This is a genomic window from Taklimakanibacter deserti (assembly GCA_003574785.1).
Genome location: QORU01000007.1, coordinates 340170 through 353686 on the forward strand (window position 1 = coordinate 340170; position 13517 = coordinate 353686).

Below are 13517 nucleotides of genomic sequence, written 5' to 3' on the forward strand. Positions count from 1 at the left end.
TCGCTCATTTGTTGCCCTTCACGCCGCCAGGCGGAACCCCTTCTGCAGGATGCAGACGCTGGTCAGGAGCATCAGGATCTGATCGAAGACGACGCGCGAGCCCTCGTCCATCCTGGAAATGCCGTCGAGCAGGCTGACGACCTTGCGCTGGTCGAAGAAGGGAATTGCCGCAAGCTCCGGCCCGCGCAGGGTGTCCTGGACCAGGGTCGCGAGCTTCTGTTCCGGATTGAGCGTCGCGGGCGGGGTGAGAAAAGGATGTTTCTGGCGGTGATAGATCGTGTCGGTGATGACATCGCGCGCCGCCTCACGCAGGACGTATTTCTCGGTCATTCCGCGAATCTTCTGGTTGACCGGCTGGGAGCGGACGACTTCCACCACATGGTGATCGAGAAACGGCACCCGCCCCTCGATCGAATGCCCCATCTCCATGCGATCGCCGAGCAAGGTCAGTATATAGTTCGGCAGCACCGTCTTGGACCAGAGATAAAGAGACTGGTGCACGGGCTCGCGGCCGGCGAGCTGGCGTTCGACGTCGAGATCGCTCAACAGCGCGCTATAGCCCTCGCGGCGGCCAAATTTCTGGAGCGTATCCGTCGACAACAGCGCGCGGATCTTCATCGAGCGGGCGGAAAATGTCTCGCACCATGAGGGCACGAAGCCGAGAAGCCGCTTGAGGCCGTCGAGCGGCCCCGCCTCTCCGTCGGGCAGAAGCATGCCGCGCGATGCCGGATTGAGCTTCTCGAGCTCCGCCAGCATGCGTTTGGCGACAGCCGGGTCCTGGCCGGCCTGGTTATAGAGCAGCATGTCACGGCGAAAATGCGCATATCCGCCCAGAATCTCGTCCGATCCCTCGCCGGTTATGACGACCTTGTAGCCGGCATCGCGCACGGCGCGGCTCAGCAGATATTTCGCAACCCCATGCGCATTGTTGCACAGAGTCTCCGACTGCAGCACCGCGGGGAAGAAATGATCGGCGAGGTCGTCCTGGTGGAGGGGAATCGGTACGAAATCGGCATTCGCTTTCGCCGCCATCTCGCGCGCCTGCACCTGCTCGTCATATTGGGCGTGATCGAAGCTCAAGGTGAAAGCGCGGATCGGGCCCTGATGATGGCGCGCCGCAAGCCCCAGCACCGAGCAGGAATCGAGCCCGCCGCTCAGATAGCAGCCGACGGGCACGTCGGCGCGCAGGCGAATGCGGACCGCCTCGTCGAGCGCCTCCCTGAATTCCGCCGCATAATCGGCATCCGAGCGCGGCGACGCATGGCTCGCGGCGAGCGGATAGTCGAAATCCCAGTAGCGGTTGATCTGCAGATGGGTGTCGGTCGCCAGCAGATAGTGCCCCGGCGGGATCTGGAAGACACCGGCGTAAAGCGTGCGCATCTGATGGCCGCCCATCTCGACGGCGTTATAGAGGGATTCCTCGTCCCAGCGCGCCGGGACCCCGGCGGCAAAGAGCCCCTTCACTTCCGATGCGAAATAGATCGCATCGCCATGGACGGCATAGAACAAAGGCTTGATGCCGAACCGGTCGCGGGCGGCGAAGACCCTGCGATTCACGCCATCCCACAGCACAAAGGCAAATTCGCCGCGCAACCGGTGCAGGCAGTGCACACCCAGATCCTCATAGAGATGGAGCGCTATCTCGCTGTCGGAACGCGTGCGCAGGCGGTGACCTTTGCCTTCCAGCTCCTTCCGGATCGGTTCATAGGCGTAGAATTCGCCGTTGACGACAATCCGGATGTCTTCATTCTCATTGGCGATCGGCTGGTCTCCGGTGTGGAGGTCGATGATGCTCAAGCGGGCATGGCCAAGGGCGACGCGGCGGTCTTCGCTGATCCATTGGCGCTGCCCGTCGGGACCGCGATGATGGAGGCGTCCCACGGCGCGTCGCACCGTTTCCGCCTCGACCGGACTTGTCCTCGAGAACAGCGCGACAATGCCACACACGATACGCTCGCTTTCCGTCGTCCAATGACCAATCGAGGCCTGGTGTGAGATGACCGTTTTGCCGGGTTCAGAATGATGTCGGGTTTCCGCGAGGCCGTCGTGCTCTATCGATTCTCATCAAGCCAGGCGCCCCCACGACCTATACTTAGCTCCAAGAGGGCTGTGAGGGGAAGGTCTCCATCGGGTAAGACCTTGAAACGTTCAGCTTTGCGATATCATTCCGCTGCGCTTGGCCAAGATGCGATATAAATTTGCCCGGATGCCGATCTTCAGGACAGTGGTGCTGCCGTTTGTGGTCTGCGCCGGCCTAGCGTTGGCCGGGACCGACGCCCAAGCGAGTTTCAGGGACGCCAAGCTCGACCAGGAGGCTTGGGCCTGTTCGGGCCGCTATAGCCCCTTTCCCCTGAAAGCTGCTCCGCCGCATACATACGATGGGCGGCACGCTTGACCATCCTTTCTTTGCCGAAGAGGTCGAGCGCCAAGGCCGGCTGCAGGCCAAATATTTGCGACTGCGCGACCGGCATTCCGACAGGAGCCCGGAATGGTGGTTCGACACGCATGGCATCGATCTTTCCGAGATGAACGAGATCAAGGGCGAATAGTCAGTGCCGTTGTCTTCCGCTGATCGTCGCAGAGGGCAACGGCATACTCATGCGGGAATTATTCGGTTCGTTGCAATATCGCTTGCAGTTCCGTGCCGCGCTCGCAACACTCGCCAGGCTTCACGCACGATCGGGAGACGCCGATGGCCGAGATCCTGCTTTTCCATCACGCCCAGGGGCTGACCCCGGGCATACGCGCCTTCGCCGACGAACTCAGGGCGGACGGCCACATCGTGCACATGCCGGACCTGTTCGACGGTCGCATATTCACGAGCATCGACGAGGGTATGAGCTACATCAATGCGAGGGGCTTCGACGAGTTGCGCGAGCGCGGTGTCCGGATAGCCGACCAACTGCCCGCCGAACTCGTCTATGCCGGCTTCTCCTTCGGCGTCCTGCCGGCGCAGAAACTCGCCCAGACCCGACCTGGCGCCAGGGGCGCCCTGCTCTTTCATTCGTGCCTCCCGATCAGCGGCGAATGGGCCTTCGGGCCCTGGCCTGAGGGCGTCCCGGTCCAGATCCACGGCATGGATAAGGATCCCATCTTCGCCGGCGAAGGTGACATCGATGCCGCGCGCGAGATCGTGGCGAAGGCCGAGGATGCGGAACTGTTCCTCTATCCTGGCGACCAGCATTATTTCGCCGACAGCTCGCTTCCGTCATATGACGCCGATGCCACCGCCCTCCTCACGCGGCGGGTGCTCGCTTTCTTGGACCGTGTGTGATCAATGCCGGCGCATGCTCGTTGGGGCTCTTGCTCTTTGTCGCGCCGAGCCCGTAAGCCGCGCCAGCCCCCTGGGAAAATCGGGTATAATCGGGTATAATCGGGTATGAAATCGGATTGAGAGTGCCACGCCATGAGGGAGCCTAAGCTCGCCTTCAGTCCCGACCTCGTGAAGCTCGTCGCCGAAATCGACGAGTTCAAAGGACGATGGGAAGCTCTCAAAATGCTCTCGCCCGACCGGCTCAGCGCTCTGCGCAAGGTGGCGACCATTGAAAGCATCGCTTCCTCAACACGCATCGAGGGGGCGAGGCTGTCGGATGCCGAAGTCGAGAGCCTGCTCTCGCGGGCGATCTCGGTCAGGTCCTTCAGGACGCGCGACGAGCAGGAAGTGGCCGGGTATGCCGAGGCAATGGATTTGGTGTTCGAGGCCTATGCCGACATGCGCCTCACCGAGAACCATGTCCGTCAACTGCACCAGACCTTGCTGCGGCACAGCGACAAGGATGAGCGCCATCGCGGTTCTTACAAGACGCTCTCGAGCAATGTCGTGGCCCTCGATGCGGAGGGACGGGAGATCGGCGTCGTGTTCGAGACGACCTCGCCCTTCGACACGCCGCGCGAGATGGAGGATCTCGTCGCCTGGACACGCAAGGCGCTGGACGAGGGTCCGCTTCACCCTCTTCTCATCATTGCCGTCTTCATCGTGACGTTTCTCGCGATCCATCCTTTCCAGGATGGGAATGGGCGACTATCGCGCGTGCTCACCACGCTGCTCCTCCTGCGCGCAGGCTACGCCTATGTACCGTATGCCTCGCTGGAGCGGGCGATCGAGGACAACAAGGACCTCTACTACAAAGCGCTGCGGCGCACCCAGACGACGCTCAAGAGCGAAACACCGGATTGGGACCCGTGGGTCGGCTTTTTCCTGCGCTGCCTCAAGAAGCAGAAGGACGGCCTTGCGGCGCGGCTGGACCGCGAGCGGACCGTTCAGGACAGCGAGGCGAGATTGCCGGAGCTGTCGCTCCTTGTCCTCGAAGCCCTGCGGACAAAGGAGCGCCTGACGATCGCGCAACTCACATCGATCACCGGCGCAAATCGCAACACGCTGAAAGTGCGCCTGCGCGAGTTGGTCGCGGATGGGCGCGTTCACCAGCACGGCAAGGCGCGCGCGACGTGGTATTCGCTATGAGCGCAGAATTACGCCTTGTCCACTTAGCGCGCACGTCTTTTCCTGAGGGGCTTGGACGTGCCTGAAGCGTGTCGCTGATCATGGTGTCAAGGCTGCTCGCCGAGACACCGAGCAGCTATTCAATCTCTTACGCCGCGCGGCATGAAGGGCTGAGCTAGAAGAAGCCGTCGAGGAAGGCCGCCGCTTCATCCGAGATGCCGACGATCTTGTTCGTCGCCTGGCGATAGAACTTGAAATTGAGCTCGGTCCCCGGCCGGCCGTCATCCCAGTCGGTGAGGGGCTTGAGCTCGCGCCGCCCGAGCGGGCGCTTGGCGAGCCTGGTGCGCTTGATGGTGACGCTGACCCGCGGCGTCTGCCGGGTGATGCCGCGCTTGCGCGCGACGGCCTCGGCGGAAGTGACCACGCCTCGCGCGATGAGGCCTCGCCCGCCCTCGTTCTCGCTTGCGAAGATGAAAATCACATCGCCTTCGGTGATATGCTTGCCGCCGTACATTGTCTTCTGCGCCGCGAAGACGAATGTCCTCGCCCGCGGGTCGCCAATCTCGGCCTTGATCGCGAAGGCCATTGCTACTTCTCTCCGTGGCTCCAGCGCCACAGCTCATGATGGCCGAGAAATCGAGCTATAGAAAGAGACTCCACGGATCCCCAGATATGCCTGAACAAAGCAGGCTTGCATGACGGACCCTTTGCCCAGAGCGGCCGACGCCGAGCATCTCACCGAACCGCTTCGCCGCTCCGGCGCCGTGGGTGCCGCGCGTGTTTCCCATGCCGCAGTGATGAGCGCGCAGAAGAAATTGCGTTCCCATACATGGCGGCTGCGCCTCGATTACGAGGGGCGGGCTGAAGACGGCCCGGGCTCGGTCATTCTCAAGACCGGGCATCGCGACGGCGCCGGTCGTCCGGCGACGACGAACGACCGCGAGATCGCGTTCTATCGCGATGTCGCTCCGGCTCTGCCGGCCCGCCTGGAACGATCCGCGCCTCGGTGTTTCGATAGGTGACGCGACGTGGTGGGAGCGATATCTGGGACGTTTCGGGGAGCGGCTCGAGCAATTCAACAGTCGCTTCGGCACGCTCCTTTCGTGTGAGCGGCACGAGCTTTACCAACGGTCCGCGCCAATCCCGAAAACGAAATCCGCGTCCTCGCGGAAATCGGCGGCGAGATCGTGGGAATGGGTTCCATTATTCCCGCCAAGAACGAGTTGCGCGCCTGCTATGTCGCGCCGGGTGCCGCCCGCCAGGGCGTGGGTTCGGCCCTCATTCGCGAGATCGAGCGGATGGCCCTGGAACACGGCCTCACCTGGCTCGAGCTGGATGCCTCGGTGACATCCGAGCCGTTCTACGCGGCGCTCGGCTATGAAGCCCACGGGCGCGGCGAGCACATGCTGAGCTCGGGTCAGCGCATGGCCTGCGTGAAGATGCGCAAAGACTTTTCGCCACCGCGCTCAGACAGAGCCGAGAGAAGGAGGAAATAGAGGAGCAGTCGGCAAAATATCGCGCCTGATCTCAACCGCAGTGCTGCGGCCAACCCGCTTGTGCCGAGAACCTCAAAGAACCGCCGTCCGCCGCCGTCCCTTCCGAAATTCCCGCTCGTCCCGCGCTATATCCCACCAACTGCCCCTGATGATCCATAGAGCAAAGTCGCAGAAAGGTTAAGGCTCCGGGTCTCCCCAGGGTAAAATAATGTAGGTGTGTAGCCATTTTGCTACACTGCCGGTTTCCGGAGCTGGAACTTTGCGGGCTTCACCCTCGGCGGCGCATCCGGCCGGCACCCGGAACTTCGGGCAAGCCGGCGGCCTCCAGGTCATCGCGGCATGATCTCCCCCAGGATCAGCCGCGGCGGCACACCCTTATAGGCCAGGCTCAAGATGCCCAATGCAACCGCATCAAGCTCGGCGCGATCGGTGACGCCCTGACCTTCGAGGATGCGCTTCGCCTCGTGCAGGACTTCGATGAGAGCGTCGAGGTTCTCCGACGCAGCATATGCCTTCGGCATGGTCGCCCCCAACAATCATAAATGAATGGCTCGCCGAGGGTTGCTCGGCGAGCCGGGCCTCGCCAACGGTTTGTCCGGTGACAAACCGGGCTCTTCCAATTTGGCCACGGTCCTGGGGGGAATGCCTTAACCTTTGTTAAGTCCGGTCTAGCACGGGCCGCACGTACCGGCTTCGTAGTCATAACAGCCGCATTCCCAATGCCCGTCGGAGGTCTGGGTGCAATGGACCTCGACACGGCCGCGCGACACCGGGCGATCGGAATAGGCGGATTTCGTGTCGGACTCGGCGTCGAGCGGGCGCAACATGACAGTTGTCCGCTCCGAGATTTCCATATTCAGGTTCCTCGCCACGATGAGCGACATCTCGACAAGGCGGCCTTTGACTTCCTCGTACAGACAGGCCATGCGCTGCTTGTCACGTTCCGGAAGCGCAATAAAGCCATCGACCTTCTGCTGTGCTGGTTTTGGCGCACTCATATTCGGCTCCTCTTGCTCATGTTTTACGACGTGTGTCGAAGGACACCTGTAGCAATCGAGAAACGCTCGTGACGAATACGCCACTGAAATAGGGGAGCGTCCATTCGATGTCAGTGAGAAAAGTCACTTCTCGAAAAAGGGGCGTTCTCGTCAATCCCCTACCCCACTCCACCCCTTGCCGCGTTCCGGCATTTGCAATAAGGTCTAAATAATAGACCATAAAAGGGGTGGGCATGCCAACCGAGTTGGACCGGGCCATCGAGACGCAAGCCGAAGCCGCCTTCGCCCTCCTCGAAGCGCTGGTCCGGGCGCCGAGCGTCGTCGGCGCCGAGCAGGCGGCGATGGAGGTCTTCGCGCAAGAAGCGGCGGCGCTCGGCCTCGCCGTCAGGCGACTGCCCTTCTCCAACGCACCGGTGACAGACCCCCGCGCTGGAATCACGCCGCCCGCAGGGCTCCTCACACCAGAGCGCTATCAAGTGCTGGCGACGACGCCGGGTGACGGCGAATTGCTTCTGCTGCTCAACGGCCATCTCGATGTCGTGCCCGCCTCATCCGCCGAATTCTGGACGGCGCCGCCTTTCACGCCCGAGCGGCGCAACGGCCGCCTCTATGGCCGCGGCGCCGGCGACATGAAGAGCGGCTTCGCCGTCGGCATGCTGGCGCTCCGGGCGCTCTTCGCCACAGCGCCCCAGCTCTTCGCGACACGCCGCCTCGGCTTCATCGCCGTCGTCGAGGAGGAGTGCACCGGCAACGGCACGCTCGTCTCTCTCGCCGAGCATGGGATCAGAGCGCCGGAGGTCGTCGTACTAGAGCCGAGCGGCCTCGGCCTCATGCTGGGCGGCGTCGGCGTGCTATGGATCGACATCGACGTCGCCGCCCCGTCGGGTCATGGTTATGCGGCAAGCACCGGAGCCGGCCCCATCGAGCTCGGTCTCGACCTGGTGGAACGCCTGCGGCAATGGTCGGCCAAACTCCGGCATGCCGTGCCTGAGCCGAGCATGCCCGGAGAGGAGAACCCCTATAATGTCAACCTCGGCAAGATGCAGGCCGGCGACTGGGGCTCGACCCGGCCGTCGCGCGCCAGCCTCACCGTCAGGGTCGGCTATCCGAGAGCCTGGACACCCGAGAAGGCGGAAGCCGAGCTGCGCCAGGTGATCGCCCAGGCCGCGGCCGAGATGGGCTTTTCCTATCCGCCCATCGTCACACTCAGCGGTTTTCGCGCCAAGGGCTATCTCATCGACAAGGAGTCCCGCCTCGTGCGCGATCTCAGGGCCGCGCATCTGGACGCTCATGGTGCAGAGCCCGCTTTATACACCCTCGGCAGCACCACCGACGCGCGCATCTATCTCAACGATTTCGGCATCCCCGCGGTCTGCTTCGGCGCGGTCAGCCACGACATCCACGGCATCGATGAATCGGTCGAGTTGCAGAGCATCGTCGATGCGGCCCGCACCCTTGCCCGCTTCATCCTGATGCGCTTCGAGGCGACGGAGGCGGCGTCATGAAAGCGAACCGCGACGCGCCCCCTCTCGGCGCCCCCATCGTCACCCGCCATGTCGCCGACGACGTCGTCGACCGCCTCGTCACCGCGGTGGCGCTCGGCCTCTATGTCACCGGCCAGCAGATGCCGACCGAGCGCGAGCTCGCCCAGATGCTCGGCGTGTCGCGAACCTCGGTGCGCGACGCCCTCAAGCAGCTCACCGACACGGGTTATCTGGAAGTCCGGCGCGGCCGCACCGGCGGCTATTTCGTGCGGGCCGATTGGGGGCCGGCCTCGGCCGAGCATGTGCGCCGCGAGATCATCGCCAACTGGGCCGAGTTCGAGCAGATCTTCGATGCCCGCACACTCGTCGAACCCCTGATCGCCCGCACCGCCGCGACCCGGCGCGATGCGCGCGACATCAAGGCCATGACGGCAGCGCTCAAGGCCTATCTCGACGCGCCCGACCACGATGCGTCGCGGCGCGCCGATTCCGCCCTCCATCTCGCCGTCGCCGAGGCAACGCATAATCCGATCCTGGTCAAGATGTCGGTCGACCTGCGCGCGCGGATCACGCTCAATCTCGGCGCCGAGCCCTATACGGACGAGGCGCGGCGCATCGCCATCGGGCAGCATCAGGAACTGGTCGCGGCCGTGTCCGAGGGCCGGGGCGATGATGCCGCCCAAATCGCCGCCAAGCACTTCGTGCTGTCGGAGAACCTGATGCGCGAGCTCGTCGCGCGCGCCGAGCACGACAGCAAGCCACGGGGAGCGCGCAAATGAGCCGGCAGCTCATCTTTGCGATAAGGCGTCTCCTGCTCACGATCCCGATGCTCATCGTGATGAGCGTCGTCGTCTTCCTCATCCTGAGGCTGGTGCCGGGCGATCCGGTGCGCACGATGCTGGGATTCCGCGCCACCGATGCGAATGTCGCCGAACTGCGCCACCAGCTCGGCCTCGATCAGCCGCTCCTCACCCAATATGTGAACTGGATCCTGGCACTGCTGCAGGGCGACCTCGGCAAGGATATCGTCAGCCACGCGCCGCTCGCCGATCTCCTGGCGCAGCGCCTCCCCGTCACGCTCGAGCTGACGGCGCTGTCGATGCTTCTCGCGGTCGTCATCGGCGTTCCGCTCGGCATCCGCGCCGCGACCGGCGGCCGCTGGACCAAAAGGCTCACCGAAGGCTTCGTCATTTTCGGCATCAGCATTCCCGATTTCTGGCTCGGCATCATGCTGGTGCTGGTCTTCGCCGGCACGCTCACGATCCTGCCGCCCTCGGGCTATGTGCCCTTCGCCAAGGACCCCGTCGCCAATCTGCGCTACATGATCCTGCCGGTGCTGACGCTCGCCGCCGGCGAGGCGGCCTACATCCTGCGCACGACGAGGAGCGCCATCACTTCGGTGCTGGACCGGCCCTTCGTCACCTTCCTGCGCGCCAAGGGCATCAGCCGCAACCGCATCGTCTTCGGCCATGCGCTGCGCAATGCCGGCCCCGCCATCGTCACCGTCATCGGACTCCAAGTCGGCGTGCTGCTCGGCGGCGCCATCATCGTCGAGACGATGTTCGCGCTGCCGGGCATCGGCCGCCTCGTCGTGACCGGGATCAACCAGCGCAACTACCCGACGGTGCAGGTCGGCGTGCTCGCCATCGCCACGATCTTCATCGTCGTGTCGCTGGTGACCGATCTCATCGTCGCCTGGCTCGATCCGCGCGTGGCGGATGGGGAGACGACATGAGCCAGGCCATCGCAAGCGTCGGGCCTCAACCGCGGCACGACAGCTCGAGCCGGCTCATGGTCATCGGCGGCGCGATGCTGGCGACACTCGCCGTCATCGCCCTCTTGGCGCCTGTCATCGCCCCGCATGACCCCGAAGCCGTCGAGGTACGCCGGGTGCTGGGCGCGCCCGACCTCTTGCACCCCTTCGGCTCCGACGTGCTCGGCCGCGACGTGCTGAGCCGCGTGATCCATGGCCTCAGGGTGAGCCTCATCGTCTCGCTGTCGGCGGTGGCGGGCTCGCTCCTTTTCGCGGTGCCGCTCGGGCTCGTCGCGGGCTATTTCGGGCGCTGGGTCGACACGACGGTTTCACGTGGCCTCGACCTGATCCTGGTCTTCCCGGCGATGCTGCTGGCCGTGACCTTCATCGCCATATTGGGACCGGGCAGCGTGGTCGCGGCGATCGCCATCGCCGTCATCTATCTGCCGATCCTGGCGCGGGTGATGCGCACCAGCACGCTCATCGTCAGCCGCAACGATTATGTCACCGGCGCCCGCGCCCGGGGGGCCAGCCATTGGCGAGTGCTGTTGAACCACATCGCCCCCAATGCGCTGGGGCCCGTCATCGTCCAGGCCTCGGTGCTCAGCGCCTTCGCGCTCCAGCTCGAAGCCGGCCTGAGCTTCCTCGGCCTCGGCACCCAGCCGCCGACACCCTCGCTCGGCGGCATGCTGGCCGACGGCCGCGAGGTCCTCATCCAGGCCCCCTGGGTCGAGATCTTTCCGGGCCTTGCCATCGTCGTCGCGGTATTGGCCTTCACCTTCCTGGGCGAGGGACTGCGCCGGGCCTTCGATCCGAAAGGGGTGGCGGAATGAGCGCCGTCCTCTCCTTCGGCAATGTTGGCGTCAGCTTCGGCACGACGCCCGCCGTCACCGACGTAACGCTCGACCTCAGGCGCGGCGAGATCTTCGGCATTGTCGGCGAGTCGGGCTCGGGCAAGAGCACGCTCGCCAATGCCGCCATGGGGCTGCTGCCGGCCAACGCGACTGTCACCGGCAGCATCAAGGTCAATGGCCGCGAGGTCTTGAGCCTCGGCGATGAGGAACTGCGCCATATGCGGGGCAGAGAAGCCGCGATGATCTTCCAGGACGCCTCGGTGAGCCTCGATCCCACCTGGCCGGTCGGCGACCAGATCGCCGAAACCGTTCGGGCGCATCAGAAGATCAGCCGGGGCGCTGCCAAGGCGCGGGCCTTGGCGCTCATGACCGAGATGGGCATCGCCGATCCCGCTTCGCGCTATGGCGACGTGCCGCACCGGCTCTCGGGCGGCATGCGCCAGCGCATCGTCATCGCGGCGGCACTCGCCAATGATCCCCAGCTCCTCATCGCCGATGAGCCGACCACGGCGCTCGACGTCACCTTGCAGGCGCAAGTGCTGCAGCTCATCGACACGCTCAGGCAACGGCATGGCACGACGGTGCTCCTCATCACCCATGACCTCGGCGTCGTGGCGCAAGTGTGCGACCGGGTCGGCGTCATGCATGGCGGCAAGCTCCTCGAGATGGGCGCCACCCGCACCCTCCTCGCCCGGCCGAGCCATCCCTATACGCGCGCTTTGCTCGCCGCCAATCCGGTCGGGGCCAAGCGCGGCAGCCGCCTGCCCGTCGTTCCTCCGGAATGGAGCGTCGAGAGTCTCACCGCGGCAGAGCGCCAGCGCGACAGCGAGATTCCCGCAGGAGCGGCCTATGGGTGAGCTCCTCACTGTCGCTCATCTCAGCAAAAGCTTTGCCACGAGCGGCGGCCTGCCCTGGCGGCGCCAGCGTATCGCCGCCGTCAAGGACGTCTCGCTCAGCATCGAGCGCGGGCGGACGCTCGGGCTGGTGGGCGAGTCGGGCTCGGGCAAGAGCACGCTCGGGCGCTGCATCCTGGGCCTCGCCAAGCCAGATGAAGGCCAGATCCGTTTCGACGGCATCGAAGTGCAAGGGCTGTCCGGGAAGCGCCTCAAGGATTTCCGCCGCCGCGTTCAACCGGTGTTCCAGGATCCGTATGGCAGCCTCGATCCGCGCTGGCCGGTGGGCAAGAGCGTGCGCGAGGCGCTCGACTGCTTCGGCATCGGCACAGGCCTCGACCGCGACCGGCGCGTGCGCGATCTCTTCGCGCGGGTCGGCCTCGATCCGGCGCTCATGGGCCGGTTGCCGAGCCATCTGTCGGGCGGCCAGCGCCAGAGGATCGGCATCGCCGCCGCGCTCGCCAGCGAGCCCGAACTCATCATCGCCGATGAGCCGGTGAGCGCCCTCGACATGAGCGTGCAGGCGCAGATCCTGAACCTGTTCCTCGACCTGCAGCAGGATCTGGGCGTCGCTTCGATCTTCATCACCCACGATCTGGGCGTCGTCCAGCATGTCAGCGACACGGTCGCCGTCATGCTGCGCGGGGCCATCGTCGAAACGGGCGAGACCGACAGGGTCATGACCCGTCCGCTTCATTCCTACACCAAGAGCCTGCTCGCCGCCGTTCCCCGTTCCCGCTAACCCCAAGGAGACCTCACCTTGCCCCACGCACATGTCAACGGAATCACCATCAACTACGAGATCGATGGCCCGGACACCGGCAAAGGCACCATCGTTCTCATCAACGGCCTTGCCGACGACCTGCTCTCCTGGGGTTTTCAGGTGCCGGCCCTGGTGGACGCGGGCTATCGCGTGCTGCGCTTCGACAATCGCGGCATCGGCAAGAGCGACAAGCCCCGGGGCCCCTACAGCTCAAAGCTGCTCGCCGACGACGCCAAGGCGCTGGTCGACCATCTCGGCATCAAGGGCTTCCACCTCATGGGCGTGTCGATGGGGGGCATGATCTCCCAGGAATATGCGCTGGCCTTCGGCGGCGACCTCAGATCGCTGACCCTTGCCTGCACCTATGGCACGGCCGATGCTTTCTGCCAGACGATGTTCGCCATGTGGGCCGACCTCGCCAAGACAATCGACGTGCCCTTCGTCATGCGCGACGTCGCGTTGTGGGCGTTCACCGGCCCGTTCTTCAACGAGCGGCCCAAGGATGCGGCCGAATTCGCCGCCGCGATGGCTTCCCTCGACATGTCGCTCGAAGCCTATCTGGCGCAGCTCGCCGTCATCCAGGCGCATGATGCGCTAAGCCGCGTCAAGGCGATCAAGGCGCCGACGCTGGTGCTGGCGGGCGAAGAGGACATCCTCATCCCCGTCAGGCTGTCGAAAGAGCTGCAGCAGGCGATCCCCAAGGCCCAGTGGAAGACCGTTCCCGGCGGTCATGCGTGCCTGTGGGAGACGCCCGACCCCTTCAATCAAGCCTTCCTCGATTTCGTGCGTAGCGCCTCGCGATAGATATCGCCCAAACACATATTAAAGGAGGAAA

Annotated in this window: 15 protein-coding genes and 1 pseudogene; 12 read left to right on the forward strand and 4 right to left on the reverse strand. The window is 64.5% G+C overall.

Annotation, left to right across the window (positions count from 1 at the left end; translation table 11 throughout):
- Nucleotides 1–18 precede the first annotated feature (18 nt).
- A complete protein-coding gene (gene asnB, locus DS839_RS16990; RefSeq protein ID WP_119271627.1) occupies nucleotides 19–1947 on the reverse strand; it encodes an asparagine synthase (glutamine-hydrolyzing) in 1929 nt (642 codons plus the stop codon).
- 407 nt (nucleotides 1948–2354) lie between these two features.
- On the opposite strand from asnB, the pseudogene DS839_RS17000 reads away from it, so the two are divergent.
- From DS839_RS17000 to DS839_RS17010, 3 genes and pseudogenes are all read left to right on the forward strand, one after another.
- Nucleotides 2355–2549: pseudogene (locus tag DS839_RS17000) on the forward strand (hypothetical protein); the annotation flags it as partial.
- A 143-nt stretch (nucleotides 2550–2692) separates the two neighbouring features.
- Nucleotides 2693–3274, forward strand: a complete 582-nt coding sequence (locus tag DS839_RS17005) for a dienelactone hydrolase family protein (RefSeq protein WP_119271629.1) — start codon at nucleotides 2693–2695, stop codon at nucleotides 3272–3274.
- Between the two features lie 132 nt (nucleotides 3275–3406).
- The gene (locus DS839_RS17010) at nucleotides 3407–4462 is read left to right on the forward strand and encodes a Fic family protein (protein WP_119271630.1); all 1056 of its coding nucleotides are present in this window, start codon (nucleotides 3407–3409) and stop codon (nucleotides 4460–4462) included.
- A gap of 154 nt (nucleotides 4463–4616) precedes the next feature.
- On the opposite strand, the gene DS839_RS17015 is transcribed toward DS839_RS17010, so the two are convergent.
- On the reverse strand, nucleotides 4617–5027 hold the full coding sequence (locus DS839_RS17015) for a hypothetical protein (RefSeq protein ID WP_119271631.1): 411 nt from the start codon (nucleotides 5025–5027) through the stop codon (nucleotides 4617–4619).
- 109 nt (nucleotides 5028–5136) lie between these two features.
- Between DS839_RS17015 and DS839_RS17020 the strand changes: the two genes are divergently transcribed.
- Both DS839_RS17020 and DS839_RS17025 read left to right on the forward strand, forming a co-directional pair.
- The gene (locus tag DS839_RS17020) at nucleotides 5137–5463 is read left to right on the forward strand and encodes a protein kinase family protein (protein WP_119271632.1); all 327 of its coding nucleotides are present in this window, start codon (nucleotides 5137–5139) and stop codon (nucleotides 5461–5463) included.
- A gap of 132 nt (nucleotides 5464–5595) precedes the next feature.
- Nucleotides 5596–5937 (forward strand): GNAT family N-acetyltransferase, encoded by a 342-nt coding sequence (locus DS839_RS17025; protein WP_119271633.1) that lies wholly within the window; start codon nucleotides 5596–5598, stop codon nucleotides 5935–5937.
- Between the two features lie 329 nt (nucleotides 5938–6266).
- On the opposite strand, the gene DS839_RS17030 is transcribed toward DS839_RS17025, so the two are convergent.
- Both DS839_RS17030 and DS839_RS17035 read right to left on the reverse strand, forming a co-directional pair.
- Nucleotides 6267–6458 carry a hypothetical protein gene (locus DS839_RS17030; RefSeq protein WP_119271634.1) on the reverse strand — a complete coding sequence of 64 codons (192 nt, stop codon included), beginning with the start codon at nucleotides 6456–6458 and terminating at the stop codon, nucleotides 6267–6269.
- A 147-nt stretch (nucleotides 6459–6605) separates the two neighbouring features.
- On the reverse strand, nucleotides 6606–6935 hold the full coding sequence (locus tag DS839_RS17035) for a hypothetical protein (protein WP_119271635.1): 330 nt from the start codon (nucleotides 6933–6935) through the stop codon (nucleotides 6606–6608).
- Nucleotides 6936–7168: 233 nt separating this feature from the next.
- Here DS839_RS17035 and DS839_RS17040 point away from each other — a divergent pair, with 233 nt between their 5' ends.
- From DS839_RS17040 to DS839_RS17070, 7 genes are read left to right on the forward strand one after another with little or no spacing between them, the layout of a single operon-like run.
- Complete coding sequence (locus DS839_RS17040) at nucleotides 7169–8440, forward strand: M20/M25/M40 family metallo-hydrolase (protein ID WP_119271636.1); 1272 nt, start codon at nucleotides 7169–7171, stop codon at nucleotides 8438–8440.
- The gene (locus tag DS839_RS17045; RefSeq protein ID WP_119271637.1) at nucleotides 8437–9198 is read left to right on the forward strand and encodes a FadR/GntR family transcriptional regulator; all 762 of its coding nucleotides are present in this window, start codon (nucleotides 8437–8439) and stop codon (nucleotides 9196–9198) included. Before DS839_RS17040 ends, DS839_RS17045 begins: the two co-directional genes overlap by 4 nt.
- Nucleotides 9195–10154, forward strand: coding sequence for an ABC transporter permease (locus tag DS839_RS17050; RefSeq protein ID WP_119271638.1), 960 nt, complete (start codon nucleotides 9195–9197; stop codon nucleotides 10152–10154). Before DS839_RS17045 ends, DS839_RS17050 begins: the two co-directional genes overlap by 4 nt.
- Complete coding sequence (locus DS839_RS17055) at nucleotides 10151–11005, forward strand: ABC transporter permease (RefSeq protein ID WP_119271639.1); 855 nt, start codon at nucleotides 10151–10153, stop codon at nucleotides 11003–11005. Before DS839_RS17050 ends, DS839_RS17055 begins: the two co-directional genes overlap by 4 nt.
- Nucleotides 11002–11883 (forward strand): ABC transporter ATP-binding protein, encoded by an 882-nt coding sequence (locus DS839_RS17060; RefSeq protein ID WP_119271640.1) that lies wholly within the window; start codon nucleotides 11002–11004, stop codon nucleotides 11881–11883. Before DS839_RS17055 ends, DS839_RS17060 begins: the two co-directional genes overlap by 4 nt.
- A complete protein-coding gene (locus DS839_RS17065; protein WP_162918608.1) occupies nucleotides 11876–12661 on the forward strand; it encodes an ATP-binding cassette domain-containing protein in 786 nt (261 codons plus the stop codon). Before DS839_RS17060 ends, DS839_RS17065 begins: the two co-directional genes overlap by 8 nt.
- An 18-nt stretch (nucleotides 12662–12679) precedes the next feature.
- Nucleotides 12680–13486 carry an alpha/beta fold hydrolase gene (locus DS839_RS17070; RefSeq protein ID WP_119271642.1) on the forward strand — a complete coding sequence of 269 codons (807 nt, stop codon included), beginning with the start codon at nucleotides 12680–12682 and terminating at the stop codon, nucleotides 13484–13486.
- Nucleotides 13487–13517 lie beyond the last annotated feature (31 nt).